This window comes from Mesorhizobium sp. IMUNJ 23033 (genome assembly GCF_044778005.1).
GTDB lineage: Bacteria > Pseudomonadota > Alphaproteobacteria > Rhizobiales > Rhizobiaceae > Mesorhizobium > Mesorhizobium amorphae_A.
Window position 1 is genome coordinate 101684 of sequence record NZ_JBJACT010000014.1, and the last position, 21241, is coordinate 122924.

At 63.3% G+C, this 21241-nt stretch carries 24 protein-coding genes; 10 read left to right on the plus strand and 14 right to left on the minus strand.

What is annotated here, in order from left to right; all coding sequences use genetic code 11:
- Window positions 1–32: 32 nt before the first annotated feature.
- Window positions 33–674, minus strand: a complete 642-nt coding sequence (locus ACFX5Q_RS17135; protein WP_404279831.1) for a TetR/AcrR family transcriptional regulator — start codon at window positions 672–674, stop codon at window positions 33–35.
- Between the two features lie 166 nt (window positions 675–840).
- On the opposite strand from ACFX5Q_RS17135, the gene ACFX5Q_RS17140 reads away from it, so the two are divergent.
- Both ACFX5Q_RS17140 and ACFX5Q_RS17145 read left to right on the plus strand, forming a co-directional pair.
- A complete protein-coding gene (locus ACFX5Q_RS17140) occupies window positions 841–1518 on the plus strand; it encodes a PspA/IM30 family protein (RefSeq protein ID WP_404279833.1) in 678 nt (225 codons plus the stop codon).
- Between the two features lie 59 nt (window positions 1519–1577).
- Entirely contained in the window at window positions 1578–1838 is a 261-nt protein-coding gene (locus ACFX5Q_RS17145) for a YiaA/YiaB family inner membrane protein (RefSeq protein WP_404279835.1), read from the plus strand.
- Window positions 1839–1933: 95 nt separating this feature from the next.
- Here ACFX5Q_RS17145 and ACFX5Q_RS17150 read toward each other — a convergent pair whose 3' ends face one another.
- From ACFX5Q_RS17150 to ACFX5Q_RS17175, 6 genes are all read right to left on the minus strand, one after another.
- Window positions 1934–2599 (minus strand): PadR family transcriptional regulator, encoded by a 666-nt coding sequence (locus ACFX5Q_RS17150; RefSeq protein WP_404279837.1) that lies wholly within the window; start codon window positions 2597–2599, stop codon window positions 1934–1936.
- A 161-nt stretch (window positions 2600–2760) separates the two neighbouring features.
- The gene (locus ACFX5Q_RS17155) at window positions 2761–3129 is read right to left on the minus strand and encodes a thiol-disulfide oxidoreductase DCC family protein (protein WP_404279839.1); all 369 of its coding nucleotides are present in this window, start codon (window positions 3127–3129) and stop codon (window positions 2761–2763) included.
- A 117-nt stretch (window positions 3130–3246) separates the two neighbouring features.
- Window positions 3247–3540, minus strand: a complete 294-nt coding sequence (locus ACFX5Q_RS17160) for a GYD domain-containing protein (RefSeq protein WP_192182849.1) — start codon at window positions 3538–3540, stop codon at window positions 3247–3249.
- 194 nt (window positions 3541–3734) lie between these two features.
- Entirely contained in the window at window positions 3735–5762 is a 2028-nt protein-coding gene (gene rpoD, locus ACFX5Q_RS17165) for an RNA polymerase sigma factor RpoD (RefSeq protein ID WP_404279841.1), read from the minus strand.
- 363 nt (window positions 5763–6125) lie between these two features.
- Window positions 6126–8069, minus strand: a complete 1944-nt coding sequence (gene dnaG, locus ACFX5Q_RS17170; RefSeq protein WP_404279843.1) for a DNA primase — start codon at window positions 8067–8069, stop codon at window positions 6126–6128.
- Between the two features lie 137 nt (window positions 8070–8206).
- Complete coding sequence (locus ACFX5Q_RS17175) at window positions 8207–8578, minus strand: RcnB family protein (RefSeq protein ID WP_404279845.1); 372 nt, start codon at window positions 8576–8578, stop codon at window positions 8207–8209.
- 389 nt (window positions 8579–8967) lie between these two features.
- On the opposite strand from ACFX5Q_RS17175, the gene ACFX5Q_RS17180 reads away from it, so the two are divergent.
- The 3 genes from ACFX5Q_RS17180 to ACFX5Q_RS17190 all read left to right on the plus strand — a co-directional run bounded on the left by ACFX5Q_RS17180 (window position 8968) and on the right by ACFX5Q_RS17190 (window position 12263).
- A complete protein-coding gene (locus ACFX5Q_RS17180) occupies window positions 8968–10629 on the plus strand; it encodes a Na/Pi cotransporter family protein (protein ID WP_404279847.1) in 1662 nt (553 codons plus the stop codon).
- A gap of 136 nt (window positions 10630–10765) precedes the next feature.
- Window positions 10766–10975: a DUF2061 domain-containing protein gene (locus tag ACFX5Q_RS17185; protein ID WP_006200031.1), complete on the plus strand. Its 210-nt coding sequence runs from the start codon at window positions 10766–10768 to the stop codon at window positions 10973–10975.
- A 106-nt stretch (window positions 10976–11081) separates the two neighbouring features.
- A complete protein-coding gene (locus tag ACFX5Q_RS17190) occupies window positions 11082–12263 on the plus strand; it encodes an MFS transporter (RefSeq protein ID WP_404279850.1) in 1182 nt (393 codons plus the stop codon).
- Between the two features lie 6 nt (window positions 12264–12269).
- On the opposite strand, the gene ACFX5Q_RS17195 is transcribed toward ACFX5Q_RS17190, so the two are convergent.
- From ACFX5Q_RS17195 to ACFX5Q_RS17205, 3 genes are all read right to left on the minus strand, one after another.
- Window positions 12270–12827, minus strand: coding sequence for a GNAT family N-acetyltransferase (locus ACFX5Q_RS17195; protein WP_404279852.1), 558 nt, complete (start codon window positions 12825–12827; stop codon window positions 12270–12272).
- Window positions 12828–12872: 45 nt separating this feature from the next.
- Window positions 12873–13598: a DNA helicase gene (locus tag ACFX5Q_RS17200; protein WP_404279854.1), complete on the minus strand. Its 726-nt coding sequence runs from the start codon at window positions 13596–13598 to the stop codon at window positions 12873–12875.
- A 204-nt stretch (window positions 13599–13802) separates the two neighbouring features.
- Window positions 13803–14252, minus strand: coding sequence for a GatB/YqeY domain-containing protein (locus ACFX5Q_RS17205; protein WP_404279856.1), 450 nt, complete (start codon window positions 14250–14252; stop codon window positions 13803–13805).
- Between the two features lie 262 nt (window positions 14253–14514).
- Between ACFX5Q_RS17205 and carA the strand changes: the two genes are divergently transcribed.
- Window positions 14515–15732 carry a glutamine-hydrolyzing carbamoyl-phosphate synthase small subunit gene (carA, locus tag ACFX5Q_RS17210; protein WP_404279858.1) on the plus strand — a complete coding sequence of 406 codons (1218 nt, stop codon included), beginning with the start codon at window positions 14515–14517 and terminating at the stop codon, window positions 15730–15732.
- Window positions 15733–15774: 42 nt separating this feature from the next.
- Here the strand turns inward: carA and ACFX5Q_RS17215 are convergent, their stop codons facing one another.
- Window positions 15775–17043 carry a TCR/Tet family MFS transporter gene (locus ACFX5Q_RS17215; RefSeq protein WP_404279861.1) on the minus strand — a complete coding sequence of 423 codons (1269 nt, stop codon included), beginning with the start codon at window positions 17041–17043 and terminating at the stop codon, window positions 15775–15777.
- A 152-nt stretch (window positions 17044–17195) separates the two neighbouring features.
- The gene (locus ACFX5Q_RS17220; protein WP_404279863.1) at window positions 17196–18122 is read right to left on the minus strand and encodes a neutral zinc metallopeptidase; all 927 of its coding nucleotides are present in this window, start codon (window positions 18120–18122) and stop codon (window positions 17196–17198) included.
- Between the two features lie 14 nt (window positions 18123–18136).
- Between ACFX5Q_RS17220 and ACFX5Q_RS17225 the strand changes: the two genes are divergently transcribed.
- From ACFX5Q_RS17225 to ACFX5Q_RS17240, 4 genes are read left to right on the plus strand one after another with little or no spacing between them, the layout of a single operon-like run.
- Window positions 18137–18292, plus strand: coding sequence for a hypothetical protein (locus ACFX5Q_RS17225; RefSeq protein WP_404279865.1), 156 nt, complete (start codon window positions 18137–18139; stop codon window positions 18290–18292).
- Window positions 18293–18324: 32 nt separating this feature from the next.
- Window positions 18325–18615: a hypothetical protein gene (locus tag ACFX5Q_RS17230; protein ID WP_404279867.1), complete on the plus strand. Its 291-nt coding sequence runs from the start codon at window positions 18325–18327 to the stop codon at window positions 18613–18615.
- Window positions 18616–18620: 5 nt separating this feature from the next.
- Window positions 18621–20090, plus strand: a complete 1470-nt coding sequence (locus tag ACFX5Q_RS17235; protein ID WP_404279869.1) for a hypothetical protein — start codon at window positions 18621–18623, stop codon at window positions 20088–20090.
- Complete coding sequence (locus ACFX5Q_RS17240; protein ID WP_404279871.1) at window positions 19990–20379, plus strand: hypothetical protein; 390 nt, start codon at window positions 19990–19992, stop codon at window positions 20377–20379. The genes ACFX5Q_RS17235 and ACFX5Q_RS17240 overlap by 101 nt, the downstream gene beginning before the upstream one ends.
- 28 nt (window positions 20380–20407) lie before the next feature.
- On the opposite strand, the gene ACFX5Q_RS17245 is transcribed toward ACFX5Q_RS17240, so the two are convergent.
- Together ACFX5Q_RS17245 and mntR are read right to left on the minus strand one after the other, a co-directional pair.
- Window positions 20408–20596, minus strand: coding sequence for a hypothetical protein (locus ACFX5Q_RS17245; RefSeq protein WP_006200039.1), 189 nt, complete (start codon window positions 20594–20596; stop codon window positions 20408–20410).
- An 83-nt stretch (window positions 20597–20679) separates the two neighbouring features.
- On the minus strand, window positions 20680–21135 hold the full coding sequence (mntR, locus tag ACFX5Q_RS17250) for a manganese-binding transcriptional regulator MntR (RefSeq protein WP_192182838.1): 456 nt from the start codon (window positions 21133–21135) through the stop codon (window positions 20680–20682).
- Window positions 21136–21241: the final 106 nt, after the last annotated feature.

The following is a 21241-nucleotide window of genomic DNA, read 5'->3' on the forward strand; positions in this document are numbered from 1 at the left end:
GCCAAGGCATCGCCGGCGCCGACCGTCACGATTCACGACGGTGCTGTCTCAGCATGATCGAATGTCCCGCCGCGTTCCAGTCCCTTGATGAAGACGGCGACCAGCAGCTCGACCTGCTCCCAGGTTTCATCGGCCTGCCGTCCTGCGGAATTGGCTGCATAGCCGCTGGTCACGATGCCATGCACGCTTGACCACAAGGTTCGGGCGGCGATCCGCAGCCGGGTCTCGTCGAGGCCGAAGCGGCCATCGGCAAGCACCTTGGCGATGATCTGCAGCAAGGCGCTGAGCCGCGCCTCGTAGGCATCCGGCTCCGCATGCGGCAGCTGACGACGATTGAAGGCGAGCAAGGCCGGCCAACTCGCCGGATGCGCCGCGACGAACCCGGCATAGGCGCGCGCCAGCGCCAGCAGGCGTTGGCGCGTATCGGTCACGCCGGCTTCCTGCAGCTCGGCCATTGCAGCGGCGCCGGCCTCGCCCAGCCGACCGAGCAGCCGCATGTTCACCGCGCGGTGTAGATCGTCGATGTCGCGGAACAGATTGTAGATGGAGCCGACGGCGATCCCGGCCTGCGTGGCGATGGTCCTGGCTTTCAGGTTCTCCGCCCCGCCCGCCTCGATCAGATCTTCGGCGATGGCGATGACACGCTCGCTCATCTCTTCCTTGTCCAGTGCCAAACCTGCTCTCCGTAAATCCTGTCAACCCGCGCGCGACGGCGGCAAGGCTGCCCGTGTTTACCATGATCCAGCGCTCATGAACAGCGTTCAAAATTCTTCTTGAACACAGTTCATTTTCTGCTACAGTGCATTAGTGAACAACGTTCATAACCGGAGGAACAAACAAATGCTCAGTCTTATCAGGACATTGCTGGACGGCGCCAGCGCCAAGGCCGAGGACCGGCTGAAGGACCAGTTCGCTGTCGATCTTCTCGCCCAGCGCATCCGCGATGCCGAAGCCGGCCTCGCTTCCGCCAAGCAGACACTCGCCTCGCTGATCGTGCGTCAGCGCGCCGAACAGGCCAGCCTCGACCAACTCGACCGCCGCATCGCCGATCTGGAGGAGCGCACCCGCAGCGCCCTTGCCGCCACCAACGAGCCCCTCGCCCGCGATGGCGCCGGCGCCATCGCCGAGCTGGAGAACGAACGCGAGGTCCGCCGTGCCACCGTGCGCAGCCTGGTGGAAAAGACCTTGCGTATGCGCATGTCGCTGGAACAGGCGCACCGGCGCATCGTCGACCTCAACCAGGGCATGATCTCGGCCCGCGCCATAGACGCGGAACAGAAGGCGCAGCGCCGGCTGAACCGGTCCATCGGCCGGACGGCGAGCCTCAACGAGGCCGAGGCGCTGCTGGCCCGCATCAGGGAGCGCAGCGATCCGTTCGAAGAGGCAAGCATTCTGGACGAGATCGATGCAGGTCTCAGCCAGGAAGCCATTCGCGGCAGGCTGGAGGACGCCGGCCACGGCTCCTCGACCAAGGTGCGGGCACAAGATGTGCTCGACCGTCTGAAATCCACCCACTGATCCACCAAAGCCGATTCCTCACCAATCCCGATTCTTCACCAACCAAACGGAGAAAGACTATGAACGCCAATCAGACCTACATCATGTTCAACAGCATCTCGGTCGGCGCCGCCTACTTCATGCTCGGCCTGTCGCTGTGGCTGGCCCCGGTCGACCTGTCGACCAAAGGCTACTGGGGCATGGGCATCCTGCTCCTCACTGGCAGCCTCGTGAACCTGGTCAAGTACCGCATGGACGAACGCCTTTCGGCCGAAATGACCGCCAAGATCGAAAAGGCGCGCAATGAAAAGCTGATCAGCGAGTATGTCGGCAAGGAATGATGCCTGCCGCACATTCCTGAACTCACCAGACCAAATGAAAAAGCCCGGATCTCTCCGGGCTTTTTTCGCTTGCGGCGATGGAGAAGCTAACGCCTTCAGCGGCGCGACAGCGCCTCGAGAGCTTCGGCGGCATCTTGCAGGATGCTCATCGCCTGGGCCTGCGTGTCTTCAGGCGCATCGACGATGTCGCTGAGCGCGGCGCGCAGCCTGTGGCGTACGGCGCGGAACGCATCGCGCTTTTCGTGGCGCCCACGCCGGCCGCCCTCCTCGCCGTCGTCGTTCCAGCCGAACCAGTCGCGCGCCTTGGCCATCTTGCGACCGAAGCGCTCGAGATGGTCGAGCACATGGTCGATCATCTCGCGGTTTTCCTCGAGATGCGCCTGACCCGCCTCGGTGATCGAAAACACCTTCTTGTTGCCTTCCGCCGAGGAGGTGGCATAGCCGGCCTCTTCCAGGAAGGTCAGCGTCGGATAGACCACGCCCGGGCTCGGGCTGTAGACGCCGCTGGTACGCTCTCCCAGCGCCTTGATGATGTCGTAGCCATGGCGCGGCGCCTCGGCCAGCAGCGACAGCGTGATCAGCTTGAGGTCGCCGTCGGCCAGCATGCGCCCGGCGCGGAACACGTCGCCCGGCCCGCCGCGGCCGCCGCCCCTCATGCCGTGCCCGAACGGACCGAAACCGCCGCCGCGGCCGCCGAACTTGCCGGCCATATGCATGAAAGCCCGCAACGGGTGCTCGCCGAAATGATGATGTCTGTGCATGGATTGCTCCTTGAGTTATGTCTTACGATATATCTTAATTAGGCATCAGCGCCGATCGAGTCAAGATATATCTTACGATGTATCTGAAGATGGCGCCAGCCGGATTGAAGTCGAGGGTGCGCGCTACGAATGCCGGGCTGGGCTTGCAAACAACGCGCCGGCTACCAGCGGCCCTTGCGCCGGTTCCAGGCATAAAGAAGATCGGCGAAAAGATCATAGGCGAAACGCGTCAGCGGCAGGAGAAGCGGATTGCCGAACAGAGCCGCCAGCCAGCCCTCGCCCGGCGTCGCCTTCCAGACGGCAATCGCGACATCGGCACCGACCAGCAATCTGCCGTCGGCGTCGGTGGCATGCAGACGGCGGCGGATATCTTCCAACGAGGCGCCGTATCCGGCGAGCGCCGCCGGCTCGAGATTGATGTCGCGGAATTCGATCCGACCGGCCTTGACCGTCTCGATCAGCCGCCGTTTCTGCCTGCTGATGCCGGCATCGCAGACCGGGCAGCGTGTGTTGTACCAGATGGTCAGCATGGCTCCGGCATTCGGTTGGTAACGCAGCCCGAAGGACCACGGACGATCGGGCGCCGTCAAGACGGCGCCCGCGTGGGCTGCGGCGAACGAAAATGATCCGGGCTTAAAATCCGAGCCCTATCCGAGCGAGGAGATGATCTCGCGATAGGCGAATTCCGGGAAGGCCTTCAGCGTCCGTGTCTTGACGTTGCCGCCGGTCGCCAGCATCAGCGCGAAACGAGCGAGCACCGCGTCATCGGGGGCTTCGACAATCGCCACCATGTCACATTCGCCCATGGTGAGATAAAACGCCTTGAACGATCCGCCCATGTCCCCCAAGAGCTTCTTGGCGGCGTCCAGCCGCTTCGGCGAGTCGCGCACATTCTTTGCGCCCTGCTCGGTCCAGTTGATAAGCACGATGTAAGTCGTCATGGCACACCTCCGTCCGGGCCACGGAGCACGGCGGCAGGTCGTGACCTGCGCCGGGGCGGGCATCCGGGTTATCGCCCAGAACATGCATCCGACCTGTGAAGTATCCTCCCGACAGAGATGGGCGACAAGAGCCGTCACGCCAGCAACAAAGGGCGCCATCGGCGCCCTTCGAAAATTGTCTGTTGCTGTTGGTGTCAGCTATCCAGGAAGCTGCGCAGCTTCCGGCTCCGGCTCGGGTGCTTGAGCTTGCGCAGCGCCTTGGCTTCGATCTGGCGGATACGCTCGCGGGTGACCGAGAATTGCTGGCCAACCTCTTCCAGCGTATGGTCGGTGTTCATGCCGATGCCGAAGCGCATGCGCAGCACGCGCTCCTCGCGCGGCGTCAGCGAGGCCAGCACGCGCGTCGTCGTCTCGCGCAGATTGGCCTGGATCGCCGCGTCGATCGGCAGGATTGCCATCTTGTCCTCGATGAAGTCACCGAGATGCGAATCCTCCTCGTCGCCGACCGGCGTTTCGAGCGAGATCGGCTCCTTGGCGATCTTCAGCACCTTGCGCACTTTTTCGAGCGGCATGGCGAGCTTTTCGGCCAGTTCCTCCGGCGTCGGCTCGCGGCCGATCTCGTGCAGCATCTGGCGCGAGGTGCGCACGATCTTGTTGATCGTCTCGATCATGTGCACCGGAATGCGGATGGTGCGCGCCTGGTCGGCGATAGAACGGGTGATCGCCTGCCGGATCCACCACGTCGCATAGGTCGAGAACTTGTAGCCGCGGCGATACTCGAATTTGTCGACCGCCTTCATCAGGCCGATATTGCCTTCCTGGATCAGGTCGAGGAACTGCAGGCCGCGATTGGTGTACTTCTTGGCGATGGAGATGACGAGGCGCAGATTGGCCTCGACCATTTCCTTCTTGGCGATCGCCGCTTCACGCTCGCCCTTCTGCACCTGGTTGACGATCTTGCGGAATTCCAGGATCGAGATCGCCGTTTCGGTGGCCAGATGCTGGATCTCGGCGCGCAGGTCGCGGATCGCGTCCTTCTCGTTCTTGGTGAATTCCTTCCAGCCGCGCGACGTCAGATTGGCGATCGAGCGCGTCCAGTTCGGATCGAGCTCCGAGCCCTGATACTCCTTGAGGAACTCCTCGCGGCGCACGCCATAGCTTTCGGCCAGGCGCAAAAGCTTGCCTTCGTTCTGCACCAGGCGCTTGTTGATGTCGTAGAGCTGCTCGACCAGCGCCTCGATGCGCGCCGTGTTGAGCGACAGCGACTTCACCGCCTTGATCAGCTGGTCCTTCAGCTCCTTCAGCCGGCGGTCCTGGCTGGGCGACAGCGTGCCGGCGGCGGCCAGCCGGTTCTCGACCTGCTGGTCCTGCAGCTTTCTGAGCTTCTTGTAGGTGTCGGCGATAACGTCGAGCGTCTCCATCACCTGCGGGCGCAGTTCCGCTTCCATCGCCGCCAGCGACAGGCTGGCCTCGTCCTCGTCTTCCTCGTCGTCATCCGTCAGCCCGCGGGTGTCGCCGCCGACATTGGTGATGTCTTCTTCCTCGTCGCGCGATGCGCGGCGCGGCTTGTCTTCGACCTTGGGGGCTTCCTCGATGCGCTCGACCACCGGCGCCTGCTTGGCCTCCGGCCCGGCATACGTCGCCTCGAGGTCGATGATCTCGCGCAGCAGGATCTTCGCTTCGTTGAGCTCGTCGCGCCAGATGATGATGGCCTGGAAGGTCAGCGGGCTTTCGCACAGGCCCGCGATCATCGTCTCGCGGCCGGCCTCGATGCGCTTGGCGATGGCGATTTCGCCCTCGCGCGACAACAGCTCCACCGAGCCCATCTCGCGCAGATACATGCGGACCGGATCGTCGGTGCGATCGGTCGGCTCCTTCTTGGTGGTGGTCGCGGCGACAGCGGTACCGGTCTGCTCGGCCAGTTCGTTGGCGTCTTCCTCGGCGTCTGCCGCGGTGTCGCCAGTCTCGGCTTCCTCGCCCTGCTCGTCGTCCTCGACGACATTGATGCCCATGTCGGACAACATCGCCATCGTGTCCTCGATCTGCTCGGAGGTCACTTCCTCCGAGGGCAGCACCGAGTTCAACTCATCCATGGTGACATAGCCGCGCTTCTTGGCGGCTTTGATCATCTTCTTGACAGCATCGTCGGAAAGGTCGAGCAGCGGGCCATCGGTGGCGCCTTCACGTTCGGTCTCGACCTCTTCCTTTTCCTTTGTCGCCATTCTTTATCGTCTCCAAGCGGCTCTGTATCGAAACCGCGTAAGCTGCCGCGCCGGTCAAATCGGATGCGCTCGCTTCAAACGCACGTCACCGGGCAAGTAACCGCATCTCTCGTTAAGTCCAGATTAACCCTGGTATCTGTGGCAGGCCTGCCGCCTGTCCAGTGACCAGTACCTCACATCGCTCATTTCCCGTCGACGCCGGGCACGGGTTAACGTTTCGAATCGTCCTGATTCCGCCATTCTGCCAGAAGGTCAAGCGCCTCTCGCATGATTCGCATGAAAAAAGCGAATCAATTACCCGACTTAGGGGCGTCTAAACGACGCGCGGCACATTCCCACTTCATTCTTGGCGCAGGATTCCACCTATACGCGACCAGCCCTGCCCGAGGACACGCCGAACCCTTCGATCAGCGCTTCCGTTGCCTGCACATCGTTGAATTGCGCCTGAATCTCGACCAGATGCCGGAAGTTTTCGTCCGACGGATCCTGATCGAGCGCTGCCTGCGCCTGTTTCAGCTCCCTATGTAAGGTGCGCGCGCTGCGCTGCAAGTGCAGTGCCTGGTTGAAGGCGTCGCGGGCATCCTCAAGGGCGGCGGTTTCCAGCGCCGGCCATTGCCGCGCGCGCTTGATCAGCGCCACTGCGCGCTCCCAGATGTCGCCGCAGCCGGCCCGTTCGACCGTCGCGATAACCGCGCCGCGATCATTGGCCATGTCATGCGCCATCGCATCGAGGATGGCGGCGTGCAGCCGCTTCAGGTCGGTGTTGGCGAGATCGAGGAATTCGACATAGGCAAAGTTCTCGTCGATCAGCGCCGGATGGTTGATCAGCGCCACGATGATCGTCGCCTCGCGCACCGACATGCCCTCGGCGCCGCGCTTGACCAGCGCCGAACGTCCGAGGCTTTCGGTGATCGCGGTGCGTCCGCCGGCGTTGCCGCCCCGCGCGAACTGCCCGCCCGGCCCCGCACCCTTGCCGCGCTCGCCGGGCCGGCCGCCCTGATGACCTTGCCGGGCGCCGCGCTGGGCACCGAAGAAGCTTAGCACCCGCTCGCGCATTTCCTGTTGGTAGTGATATCGCAGGCTTTCGTCGCGGATGCGGCTGGTCAGCTCGCGCAGCGTCTTTTCCAATTCCGCCCGCCGTTCCGGCGTGTCGAAGACGCCGCCTGACGTCTCGCGCATCCACAGCAGATCGGCGAGCGGCCGCGCTTCCGCGAGCACGACGCGGAAGGCGTCCGCACCATCGGCCTTGACCAGATCGTCGGGATCCTTGCCTTCGGGCAGCAGCGCAAAACGCGCCGAGCGTCCCGGCTGGACCGCCGGCAGCGCCAGATCGGCGGCGCGCCACGCCGCCTTCAGCCCAGCCTGGTCACCGTCGAAGCATAAGATTGGCTCGCCGGCCATGCGCCACAACAGCTCGAGCTGGTTCTCGGTAAGCGCGGTGCCGAGCGGCGCCACGACGTTTTCGAAGCCGGCCTGCGCCAACGCGATCACGTCCATATAGCCTTCGACGGCAATGACCGTGCCGCCCTTGGCCAATGCCTTTCGGGCGCGGGCGAAATTGTAGAGCACATTGCCCTTGTGGAAGAGCTCCGTGTCGGGCGAATTCATGTATTTGGCCAGCGCATCGGGCGCCAGCGCCCGCCCGCCAAAGGCGATGATCTTGCCTCTGGAGTCGGGGATCGGGAACATGATGCGGTCGCGGAACCAGTCATAGGAGACCGGGATGTCGTCGCCATGGCGTACCAGCCCGCAGGCCTCGATATCGGCTTTTGGAACGCCCCTGGCGGCAAGATGCTCCTTCAGCGCGTTGCGGCTGTCCGGCGCATAGCCGAGGCGGAACGATTGCTGCGTCGCCGATGTCAGTCCGCGCTCACGCAGATAGGCGCGCGCCTTTGCGCCTTCCGGTCCCTGCAGCCGCTCCTGGAAGAAGGTGGTCGCCATCTCCATAACGTCGGTCAGGCTGGCGCGTTCCTTTTCGCGCCGTTCCTCCTGTTCGTCGCGCACCGGCATCGGCACGCCGGCCATGTCGGCGATCTTCTCGACCGCTTCGGGAAAACTCATCCCGTCGAGCTCGGTCAGGAACTTGAAGTGATCGCCCGACACCGAACAGCCGAAACAATGGTAGCGACCCTTCTTGTCCTCGCAGTGGAAGGACGGGCTCTTCTCGCCATGGAATGGGCAGCAAGCCCAATAGTCGCCACGCGGCGCGTTGGTCTTCTTCCGGTCCCACGCGACACGCTGGCCGATCACCGATGAAATCGGCACGCGGTCGCGGATCTCGTCGAGGAAGGCGGGCGGAAAGCGCATCAGGGAAACTCTTTTCCGTCCATATAATCACGCTTGCTAGACCCGACGACTCCTAATGCCGGCCGTACCCGGTTTTCACAGGGCAAAAAAGAAGGCGGCCCTGCCGGCCGCCTTCCTGCGGTACAATTCGAGATAGATCAGTGGGCGGCGATGGCGCCGAAGACGATGCCCGACAGGATACTGACCAGCACATAGTCGTTGCCGACGCGGATCCACTCCTGGCCGGGGCCTGGACGACGCAGGCCATAGCGGCCGTAGTCGTGGATCGCCTGGTGGCGCTTCCAGCTCGAATATCTCTGGCCGTTGCGCCAATGGTTGCGCTTCACCACAACGACCTTCTTCCTCACCACGACCTTCTTTTTCACGACATGCCTGTCGGGCTTCTGCCAGTCGACCTGGCTGTAGTTCGACTGCGGCGCGACGGGCGCGTTGAGCGGCGCGGCCTGGCCCGAGAAGGACGTGGCGGCCAGCATCGAGGCGGCGACAGCGGAAAGAACGAGACGTTTCATGACAGGTGCTCCTTGGTTGTCGATACCCAAGCAATAGGGCGTCAAGGATGAACCGAAACTGAACGCCAAGATTACGTTTCTGTAATGATTTCCAATATTTAGATGATCTAATTCAACGTCACTCTTAGACTTGGTTGGAAACGGATGCAGGAGTCGGGCGGCATCGCTGTCCTGGCGCCGGCTGGCCATGCAACCAATCTGTCGTCCATCCATTTCCGACACGCCCTGTCGCGCGCCAGCAGCCGGCCAAGTCAGGCAAAATTTATTATCCGGCTAAAAGCAATGAGAGTATGCTCGACCCTTACAATGCCCATGATTCGCGCCCTTCTTGACCTCTTCGACGGCATGGCCCCCGCGCCCCGCGCGTCTCTTGAATTGCGAGCCCAGGCATGAGCGGTTCGGTCGTCCTTTTGCACCTTGCCGGCGCGGTGGCGCTGATGCTGTTTGCCACCCGCCTGGTCAAGACGGGTGTCGAGCGCGCCTATGGCGACGTGCTGCGCCACCGGCTGCGCGCCACCATGCGCAATCCGCTGATGGCGGTGCTGGCCGGCTGCGGCCTGTCGATCGCTCTGCAGAGCTCCACCGCCGTCACGCTGCTGGTCGGCTCCTTCGCCGGCGCCGGCATCGTGTCCGGCATGTCCGGCCAATTGGCAGTGCGCGGCGCCGAGATCGGCTCGGCGCTGGTGGTCAAGCTGCTGACCTTCGACCTGTCGCTGCTGGTGCCGGTCTGCCTTGTCGCCGGCACCGTCATGTTCATGGCCACCGAGCGGCGCGACTGGCGCCAGTTCGGCCGCATCCTGATCGGCATCGGCCTGCTGATCCTGTCGCTGGAAATGATCGGCCAGGCATCGGAACCGCTGCGCCAGAGCACGCTGATGCCGGTCATCGTCAACTACTTCGCCGGCGATCCGGTCACCGCCTATCTTCTGGCGGCATTGATCACCTGGCTGTTCCATTCCTCGATCGCCGCCGTGCTGTTGATGGTCACGCTGGCCGGCCGTGGCTTCATCCCGCCCGAGCTTGGCATCGTGCTGGTGCTCGGCGTCAATCTCGGCTCCTCGATCATTGCGCCGCTGCTGACCCGCAATGCCGAGCCCGGCGTGCGCGTCGTGCCGATCGGCAATCTCCTGATGCGCGGCATGGGCTCGCTGGTCATGCTGATCCTGTTCCTGACCTTCAAGCCGCCTGTCGCCTTCCTCGGCGCCAGCGTGCCCGACCAGATCGTCCACGCCCACATCCTGTTCAACGTTCTGATCCTGCTCGCCGGCCTGCCATTGGCCGGTCTCGTCTACCGCGCTTCGGAGAAGATCGTGGCGCTCGGCACCAAGTCGGAGCCGGCCGCGCTCGACGTCATCGAACTGTCCGCTCTGAACGAAAGCGCTCTCGATACCCCGAGCCAGGCGCTGGCCAATGCCACACGCGAGGTGGTGCGGGTCTGCGAGACGGTCGAGATCATGCTGAAGCGCATCATCGAGCTCTACGAGAGTGCCGACGCCGACAAGATCAAGGCGCTGGCGGCACTCGACGATCGAGTCGACAAGAAGCATGCGGCGATAAAACTCTATCTGGCCAAGGTCACCAAGAACCCGCTCTCCGAAGACGAGGCGCTGCGCTGCCAGGAACTGATCGGTGCCTGCGTCAAGCTGGAGCAGGTCGGCGACATCATCGTGCGCAACATGCTGGTGCATGTCAGGAAGAAGCTCGAGCGCGGTCTGGAGTTCACGCATGAAGGCTGGCGCGAACTTTGTGCCTTCCACGCCTCGGTGCTCGCCAATGCCAGGCTTGCCTTCAACGTGCTGGTGTCGCGCGATGCCGAGACAGCGCGCCAGCTTGTGCTGGAAAAGGACCGCCTGCGCGACCGCGAGAAGGAAACCAGCGCCAGCCATTTCCTGCGGCTGCGCGACGGCACCGCCAAGAGCGTCGAGACCAGTTCCATCCACCTCGACACCATCCGCGACCTCAAGCAGATCAACTCGTTGCTGGCGTCCATGGCCTACCCGGTGCTGGAGGAACGCGGCCTGCTCGGTGGCTCGCGGCTGAAGGCCGGATAGCGAGCCGGAAAATTGCGGCCGCGACACCCAACTTGGGAACAAGGTTCCGCCATCGGTGCCAGAGCGGAAAATTAGTCTTTGCTCCTCCAGCCATCCGTCGGCTAAGCATCGGACCAGGTCCATCGGGAGGATAGGTTTGGATACCCATTCGCGCAGCTTCGCCAAGGCGCTTTCGTGGCGCGCAACCGGCACCATCGATACGATGATCATCTCGCTCGTAATCACCGGCAGCATCAAGCTTGCCGCGGCCATCGGCGCGACCGAGGTTGTCACCAAGTCGCTGCTTTATTATCTTCACGAGCGGGCGTGGCTGAAAATTCCCTACGGAAGGAAGACCGCTTCCTAGCCCTTGCTGATCAAGAAAAGCTAAAGCGGCGTCGACAATTTCTGCATTGCCGGCAGCGTCTATCCGTGGTTTGAGGCCAACTCATCTTGGGATCGCTTGCTGCGCCATGCTTCCTCTATTCGCCCTGTTCATTGCCGCCTTCGCCTTCGGCACCACGGAATTCGTCATTGCCGGCGTGCTGCCGCAGGTCGCCGACGGCTTGAGCGTGTCCATTCCCACCTCGGGCTACCTCGTCTCGGGCTACGCCTGCGGCATAGCGATTGGCGGCCCACTGCTGACGCTCGCCACCAAGAGCTTTTCCCGCAAAGCCCTGTTGTTCGGCCTTTCGACAGCTTTCACCATCGGCCAGGCAGCCTGCGCGCTGGCGCCCGACTTTGCCTCCATGCTGCTTTTGCGCATTGCGGTCGCCGTGGCGCATGGCGCCTATTTCGGTGTCGCCATGGTGGTCGCGGTCGGCCTTGTCCCCGAGGACAAGCGCGGCATGGCCGTGGCGGTCATCCTGTCCGGCCTCACCGTCTCCAACGTCATCGGCGTGCCGGCCGGCACGGCAATCGGCACTCTGTGGGGCTGGCGCGCCACCTTCTGGGTGATGTGCGCTCTTGGGGTAGTGGCGACCTTGGCCATGCTGGCGCTTTTGCCGCGCACGGCAGGCGCATCGAACCAGCAGGCAGGCTTTGCCCGCGAGGTGCGCGTGCTGGCACGCCAGCAGGTCTGGACCTCGCTCATCCTGATGCTGATGCTGATGATCGGCCAGTTCACCCTGTTCACCTACATCACCCCGACGTTGCTTGAAGTTACCGGCCTCGACAAGAACCTGGTGCCCTGGGTGCTTCTGCTCAATGGCGTCGGCGCCACGATCGGCGTCTTCGTCGGCGGCAAGCTCTCCGACTGGAAGCTGATGCCGTCGCTCATCACCTTGCTCTGTCTACAGGCGGTCACGCTTGCGGCGATCTATGTCGTCAGCCCCTATCCCTTGCCGATGATCGTTGCGATCGTCGTCTGGGGCGGCCTCAACTTCTCCATCGGCACACCGATCCAGACCCGCATCCTGGCCTGGACGGCGGATGCATCGAACCTCGCCTCCTCTCTCATCCCCTCCGGCTTCAATGTTGGCATTGCGCTCGCCGCGTCGCTCGGCGCCGCCATGCTCAACGCCGGTTACGGCTATCGCACCTTGCCGGTGGTTGGCGCCATGGCCATGCTGGTGGCAGTGGCGGTGGCACTTGCCTCCTATGTCTGGGAAGGACGCAGCCGGGCAACGCCGCCGCTGCCGGCCGCCGCCGAATAGCGCAGCTTACAAATCAATCCGGAACCGCAAACTCTCCGCCCCGCCATAGGCGGCATCCTCGAAGAAGCGGCCGACGAGCTTGCCGCCATTGGCCAGGATCACCTTGTGCGACGCCGGATTGTGCGGCTTGGCGGTGATTTCCACATAAGGCAGGCCGACCGCCCTCGCCTGGTCCAGCATCAGCCGTACCGCTTCGGTCGCATAGCCGCGCCCGCGCTTCCACGGCACCACGGCATAGCCGATATGACCAAGCACATGCGGCGGCAGCACCGCTGTGCCGGGCTGCCAGCGAAAGCCGATCGATCCGGCGGCTTCACCATCCCAGATCCAGCGCCGGAAACCCGGCAGGCGCGGCACCTTCCTGCCGTCGGGCAGAGTGATCGGCGGCCCCTTGCCCCCGGGATCATCGAGGTCGGCGAGGAAGGCCACAGGATCCTGCTCGATGGCCGCAAGCTGCTCGCGCGTGGCTTCCTCAAGCCGCACATTGTCCGGCGACCAGCCGCGCTCAAGTGCGGCCTTGTAGGACGGCAGATGCTCGAGCGCGGGTTTGACGATTTCGATCATGATCTGTTGCTCCAGGCCCTTGAACCCTAGGGGCCATTGCAGCGCTCATTGCCGGGAAGACATTGCCGCCTCGAACCGGATTTCACCCTTGTTCAGGAAACATGTCTTGTCGAACAGCGTCAGATCCAATGGGTTCGGCAGCCGGACATCGCCGGTATCGGGAAACGGCTTCTTCGACGCATCGTATGATCGATCGATCTGCGAGATAAAGACCAGCACCAGTCCCCTGTCGCGCGCAAAGGATCGCAGCATAGGAACCTGGACCGCCAGCTCAGGGTTCTCCCGCTTCTGGTCGAGCAGTTGCAGGTAGTCGATAACCACCAGCGTCCCGCGCGGCGCCGACCCCAACCTTCCGATGATGTAGTCGGCGCATATCGCATCCGAATTGTCGAATTCGAACACGCCATTGAAATGCGCCGGCTCTACCCCGATGGCGCGAAACCGATCCAGGACATCTGCTGGCGTATATTCCAGCGTGAAGAAAACACCCCGATTGCCGGACCTCATGGCTTCCACCGCGAGCTCGAGGCTCATCAGGGTTTTGCCGTGGCCCGGCCGGGCGCCAACCAGAACCAGATCGCCGGGCATCAGCCGCGCGAACAATTTGCCGGCAGGCGTTGTCGCGGATGCCTTGGCCAAAAGCAGGCCCCAGCCGGCGAAGCCTTCTTGTGCCGCGACACGGTCGAGCGCCTCGTGAAGGGGGAGGTTTTCTTTGCGGGATAAAAGTCTGGCCTGACGTTTCAGGGAGTAGATAGGCGCTGACAGCCTCATCGAAAAACCTCCTATTACGAGCAGTCTTCGCAATCCCTCCTTATGCCTGGTGCTCGAACAGTCGGTTCGGTGATCAAAGGGCCCCGCATGAACAATACTTTCCCGATGGAGGGAGGAGGCGTGGGCGCGCCAGAATCAGATCATAGCCGAATCCCTGCAGATCGAAAACGCCTCGCACACCCTGAAAGCTGGCTGCCAAAATCCCTACTGAAGCAGGCCTTTGACGATGCCGCTCGCTTTGCCGAAATCCATCTGGCCGGCGTATTTTTGCTTGAGCGCGGCAATCACCTTGCCCATGTCCTTCTGGCTGGCAGCCCCCGTCGCCACGATCGCTTCGCGCGCCGCGGCCGTCACTGCGGCATCGTCCAACTGCGTCGGCAGGAAGCCGCGGATGATCTCCATCTCGCCGCGCTCCTGCGCGGCAAGCTCGGGCCGCTTGCCGTCCTCGAAGGCCTTGGCCGATTCTTCGCGCTGCTTCACCATCTTGGCCAGGATCTGCAGGATCTCTTCGTCGCTCGCCGGCTCCTTGGCCGAACCGCGATTGGCGATGTCGCGGTCGTGGATGGCGGCCTGGATCAGCCGCAGCGTCGGCAGCCGGTGCTTGTCCTGCGCCTTCATCGCGCTCTTGAGGGATTCGGCGATTTTGCCACGCATGATGCTCTTCTCCTTCGATCGGCGCGGACCATAACCCCGCCGAAAGCACAAGGCAAATCCCGAAGAAGCGAGCAAACCACTGATATTGTTAGACGAAATAAATCGATGCCGGTCACTGGCTGTATCATTGACCGTTCTGGCGCCTTCCCCTATGTACTCGGCCTTGCATAAGACAATGAATTGATGCGCGGAGGCTCGAGAAATCGCTGCCGCGCCGTTTGCTGCACAGGACAATCCGCAAGCAGCCTTTAGGAGTGCCGCCATGGCGACGATGACCGCCGCGTCTACCCCCGCTTGGGCCACCGAGAAGCCGACCGCCCTTTTGGTGCTGGCCGACGGCACCGTCATCGAGGGCCGCGGCCTGGGCACCACGGGTTCCGCCGTCGCCGAGGTCTGCTTCAACACGGCGCTGACCGGTTACCAGGAAATCCTCACCGACCCGTCCTATGCCGGCCAGATCGTCACCTTCACCTTCCCGCATATCGGCAATATCGGCACCAATGACGAGGACATCGAGGACCTCAATCCGGTTGCCCGCGCCGGCGCCGTCGGCGCCGTGTTCAAGGCCGATGTCACCAACCCGTCCAATTACCGCGCCGCAGGTGGTCTCGACCAGTGGCTGAAGAAGCGCGGCATCGTAGCCCTTTCGGGCATCGACACCCGCGCGCTCACTGCGCTGATCCGCGAGAAGGGCATGCCCAACGCCGTTATCGCGCACGCGCCCGACGGCGCCTTCGACCTCGACGATCTGAAGCGCCGCGCCGCCGCCTGGTCGGGCCTGATCGGGCTCGACCTCGCCAAGGAAGTCACGTCAGGCCAATCCTCGGTCTGGCGCGAGACGCCCTGGGTTTGGAACGAAGGTTTTGGCGAGCAGGCCGAGCCGTCGCTGCATGTCGTCGCCATCGACTACGGCGTCAAGCGCAACATCCTGCGCCTGCTTGCCGGTCTCGGCGCCAAAGTCACCGTGGTACCGGCAAAGACCGGCGCCGAAGAAATCCTCGCCATGCAGCCCGACGGCATCTTCCTCTCCAATGGCCCCGGCGACCCGGAGGCTACTGGCGACTACGCCGTGCCGGTGATCCGGGACCTGCTCAAGACCGACATCCCGGTGTTCGGCATCTGCCTCGGCCACCAGATGCTGGCGCTGGCGCTTGGCGGCAAGACCGCCAAGATGCATCAGGGCCATCACGGCGCCAACCATCCGGTCAAGGACCACACCACGGGCAAGGTCGAGATCGTCTCGATGAACCACGGCTTTGCCGTCGACGCCGACTCGCTGCCCGATGGCGTCGAGGAGACCCACGTCTCGCTGTTCGACGGCTCCAACTGCGGCATCGCGTTGACCGGCCGCCCCGTGTTCTCGGTGCAGCATCACCCCGAGGCCTCGCCCGGCCCGCAGGACTCGCACTATCTGTTCCGTCGCTTCGTCAACCTGATCCGCGAAAAGCACGGTGAGGAATTGCTGGCGGAGCGCGCTTAAAGCCGGACGCGCCGCCTTCATCTTCTCCGTGCTTCGCGAATCTCAAACCGCGTCGGTCACCGTCTCCTGCGCATGCATGCGCTCGACTTCGTTCGGCGTCGGCTTGGCCACTTTGGTGACGAAGACGACGAGTGCCAGCGTGAGGAAAACCGCGCCGAGCAGATAAGGCGCGCCACCGAAGGTCACCGGTGCGTTCGGCCCCGTGAACCAGGAAAAGATCCCCGTATAAAGCAGCGGCGTGATGATCGAGGTGATCGAGAAGATCGACGTCATAGCACCCTGGAGTTCGCCCTGCGCCGACGGCGGCACCTTGGCGGCGGCGAGGCTCCTGAGCGGCGGATCGGCCAACGCTTCGAGGCAGCCGGCGACGATCACCGCATAGATCATCCAGCCCTGCCATGCGAAGGCGTAGCCGAAGGCGCTGAGCGCGGTGAAGGTAAGGCCGATAACCGCCGTCCTCCATTCGCCAAGCCTGGGGATCACGCGCGGCAGGACCGTCGCCATGATGATCGCTCCGCACAGGCCGAAGGCGCCGAGCGAGAAGCCGATCTGCTGCTCGCTCCAGCCATAGCGGTAGTTGGAGACGAACGACCAGACCGCCGGATACATCATGTGGCCGAGCGTCATCAGGAAGAAGGCGAGGCCGATCCAACCGATGCCTTGGTAGTTGCGCATCTGCATGAGCGTGCCGACCGGGTTCGCGCGTTTCCACTCAAAGCGGCGGCGGTGCTTGTCGTCGAGCGTCTCCGGCAAGAAAAACAGCGCAATCATAAAGTTCACGAAAGCCAGCCCGGCGGCGAAATAGAACGGCACGCGCGGCCCGAACGTGCCGAGCAGCCCGCCCAGAACCGGTCCGATGACGAAGCCGACGCCGAAGGCGATGCCGAGCAGGCCGAAATTCTTGGCCCGGTTCTCATCGGTCGAGATGTCGGCGATGAAGGCGGAGGTCGTCGAATAGCTGGCGCCGGAAATGCCGGCCAGTACGCGCCCGATGAACAGCATCGGGTACGACCAGGCGACGGCGCAGATCAGATTGTCGATGGAAAACGTCAGCACGGAGGCAAGCAGGATCGGCCGACGCCCGAACCGATCGCTCAAGCCTCCCATGACGGGCGCGAAAACGAACTGCATCGCTGCATAGGCGAAGAACAGCCAGCCACCCTCGATCGCGGCCTCGCTGACGCCGACGCCGGTGAGCTCCTGCAGATAGGCCGGCAGTACCGGCATGATGATGCCGAAGCCGATGATGTCGAGCAGCAGAGTGGTAAAAACGAGCGCAAGGCCCCGCTTGGCGGTTTTGGGATCGATCATGATCGGTCAAGCTCCTCTGGCCGCCTCGGGGCAAAGGCGGACGCACTTTATAGGCGAGCGCCCAGCCGGGAACAATAAGGGAACAGGATGCTTCCATCCTGACATCCCCTGACGGCAATGCCGCCGTCAGATCAGCGAGGAAACCGGCCGCTTCAGATCGGGTTGTTGAAGGTATCGCAGTCTGAAAGCTTGCCGCTCTTGTAGCCGCGCGCCAGCCAGGTCTGCCGCTGCTGCGAGGTGCCGTGGTTGAAGCTTTCCGGCACGACATAGCCTTGCATCTTCTTTTGCAGCGTATCATCGCCGATCTGCCTGGCGGCGTTCAGCGCCGATTCCATGTCGCCCTGTTCGAGAATGCCCTTTTGCGCGGTGAAATGCGCCCAGACGCCGGCGAAGCAGTCGGCCTGGAGTTCAACCTGCATCGACATGTGGTTGGCCTCGGCCTCACCCATGCTCTGCCGCATCTGGTTGAACTTGGGCAGGATGCCGGTCAGGTTCTGCACATGGTGGCCGACTTCATGGGCGATCACATAGGCCCGAGCGAATTCACCAGAGGCGCCGAACTGCTGGTCGAGCTGCTGGAAGAACGTCATGTCGAGGTAGACCTTGTGGTCGCTGGGGCAATAGAACGGCCCGGCCGCCGACGAGGCAAAACCGCAGGCCGAGCGGATCTGGCTGCTGAACAGCACCAGTTTCGGATCCTCATAGGTCAGGCCCTCGGCCTGGAAGATGCCTTTCCAGGTGTCCTCGGTTTCGGCAAGCACGGTCGAAACGAACTGCTTCATCTCGTCGGAAGCGGGCGCTCCCGTGCCGCCACCCTGGTCGCCGCTGTTGTCGGTGATCTGGCCACCGCCGCCCGGCACACCGGTGTCGCCGCCGCCCAGTATCTGAGACGGATCGAAGCCGAAATACCATCCGGCAAGGACGACAAGGATGACAATGAAGATGCTCGAACCACCGCCGGCGCGTCCGCCGATCGGTATGCGGAACTGGCCGGGGCTGCCGCCGCCCAATCCACCACCGCCGCCACCGCTGCGCTGGTCCTCGACATTGTCACTCTGACGACGGCCTCTCCAGAGCATGGCAACTCCCCGCGATGCAAATTCCAAACGGTCAGGACGACATCCCGATGCCGGCCACACCCAACAAACAATTATCCCAATGGTTGCAGCAAGTCACAGCATTTTTCGCGCCGATGGAGCGCCGGCCTGGCGGCTTCGCCGCTCTGGCCGAGACGGCGCAAGGTCTGTAGCATGCCTCTTCGACAAGGGTTGCGAGGGGCACTTGCGGACGATTGGCCGGTTCCTGCTGTTGCTGGCGGCATTGATGGGTCCAGGCATCGGGACAGCCGGTGCCGTCACCCTCGATTCCAGCGTCGCCGTCACCGACCCCGAAACGCTGCAGGCGCTCGAGCGCAGCGGCTTGTCGATCAGCCCCTTGCTTGGTCCGGCGCTTGGGCTGACGCGCGACGTCGACAATCGCGGCCTGTTTTCGGTGCGCGCGCTGACCCCGGTCCGTAACGCCGTCAAACAGCAGATCGCCGACGAGCCCGGCAACAGCCCTGACCCTATGTAGCGGCATTGGCAAAGTCGAAGGACAGCAGCCAGAAATTCAACCCGAAATACATTGACGATGACGGCTCGACGCTGGACCTGACCGGAATCGTCAACCGCATGGATCGCGGCTATCTCGGTCACACCGAATGCGGCGAGATCCGCCTGATCTACCGCTTCCACTATTCGGTCGAGGAGAAGGCCGGACAGCGCATCTCGTCCCGCCTGCCTTTGACCATGAGCCTGGTCTTCAACGCCAAGCCCACGGCTGCCCCAGATCGCGCGTCGAAGGACCGGCCGCGCTCGACCAGTGTCTCGTGCGCGGATGTGGCAAAGCGCTGGCTGGCTGCCGGACAGAAGGACCTTGCGCCCGACCAGCTTGCGGCTTGGCTGCGCTCCGACGAAGGTCCGCTGGCCGGTACCATGCTCAATTCCTCGCAGATCATGCGGCTCGAACTCAACATGCAAGTGCTGCGCCTTTCGGCCTCGACCCGCCGCGATTTTGGCGGCCATGCCGAATACCTGCTCAAGATATTCAAATGGGATCCGGCCACGGCCACCTTCCAGGAATCGAAGATGGAGAACCAGATCGACAGGAAGGTGGTGCTTGCCGACAGGCAGGCATTCTCGAAATGGCTGCTCACCGACCGCAACATCTACGACCTCGATCGCGGCCGGCTGGTCATCGACGAGAAATTCCTGGCGACCAGCGCCGTCTCGGTGGCGCCGGGGGGCATGAGCCGCTCCCAGAACAACATCGCCCATGGGCTGCTCGACGACGATGCTGTCGAAAAGGCGTTGAAGGACTATCTCGCCAGGGGCAACCAGCTTCGCGCCGTAAAATCGGTGGCCGGCTTCAATTTGCTCCTCAACGAGATGACCTGCACCGGCTGCCACCAGACGCATGGCATCGCCGGGTTCCACTATACCGGCGCCGATCCGGCCAGCGAACCGCGCCGCAATGCCGTCTTCGTGCCGGGCTCCGCCGTCTTCTTCGCCGACCTGCCGCGCCGCCGCGCCATCGTCGAGGAGTTCGCCGCCGGCAGGCATCCTGATTTCAGCCGGGGCTTCGCCGCCCGTCCGGATCAGAAATACGCCGAAGCGCTGAAGGGCACCGACCTCTATGATGGCTGGGGCTCGATCTGCTATCGCGGCACGGATGCCATCTTCAAGGACTGGAGCTGTGGCGAAGGCCTGCGCTGCGCCGGCGTCCACGAAAGCGCCATCCATCCAGGCTTCGGCACCTGCGTCAGCGAAGCAGGGACCGCGGTCGGAGACCCCGTCGAATTCGGCGAGATAAAAATGTCGAAATGGGGCAACGACCAGTACTGCCGTCTGTCGCCGGCCACCGCGAAGGCCTGCGGTATCGACCCGGCCAGAGACAAGAAGCCGCTGGGTGAAGCTTGCAGGCTATGGCGCGGCGCGCCAGCGCTACGACAATCCCGAACAGAAGACCGGCGGCTTTCCAGGCGGCATGCTGCGCAAGGCAAGCTGTGAAAAGCTACCCGACGAAGCAACCTGCGGCCGGCTTGCCAAGACCGGCTTCAACGACTGCATCGGTTCCGGCAAGGATCACAAATTCTGCACCAGGGAATTCACCAAGACCGCCGGCCTGCGCGCCTGCGACAAGGCCCATCCCTGCCGCGAGGACTATATCTGCACCGCCGGCTATGACGATCTGGCCGAAGCAAAGCCTGGCAAGGGCACCTGCATCCCGCCCTATTTCATCTTCCAGTTCCGCGTCGACGGCCATCCGCGCAGTTGGGTGCAGGACACGCAGGACTGAAATGTGATTTGGCCGCGAGCGAACAGCCTTAGCTCTTCTGCTTGGTGCCGGCGCTCTTGCCGTCGGAACTTTTCGAGCGCTCCTCGAAGCGGGCGGCGCCCTTCTTCAGCGGCCGGCCGGTGTCGGCTTCGGTCTTGCGTTCGTTCTTTGCCGCGGCTTGCTTCAATCCTTTGGCAGCCTGCTTGCCTTTTGCGGTCGGTGCCTGTTCCACGCCCATGATGTCCTCCTCGCCGCGCCAATCGCGCGGCATGACATCAAACGCACCGGCGATATCTCTGTTCCGGCAGGTCGAAAAAGAGATCAGCGCGGCGCCGTCATCGCCTTGCGAAACGCCTCGAGCGTCTCGGCGCTGACATGGTGCTCGATGCCCTCGGCATCGATGCGCGCTGTTTCAGCGCTGACACCGAGCGAGCGCAGAAAAGCTTCCACGGTCTGGTGGCGGATGCGGCTCTCTTCGGCAACCTTGCGGCCGGCCTCGGTCAGGAACACGCCGCGATAGGGTTTTCTGGAGACCAGTCCCTCGGTGCACAGCCTAGTGAGCATTTTGGCCACGGTCGGTTGGGCGACGCCCAGCCTGGCCGCGATATCGACCTGCCGCGCCTCGTTGCCATCCTCGATCAGGTCGGCGATCAGCTCGACATAGTCTTCGACGAGCGCGCTGCGGCGTGCTTCACGCGTCTGCCGAAACCCTTGCGAATGAACGTCGGCATCGGGAAGCGGCTTTTCGCGTCGAACCGGTCTGTTCCTCAGCGCCAATACGCGCTCCTCCTTGGCAGCTTGAAGTCTGAATCGGCTTCGCACTCATAGCACGGACCCGGATGGTCTGGCCGTTTATTTGCATTCCAGGGCAGGCGCAACCGGC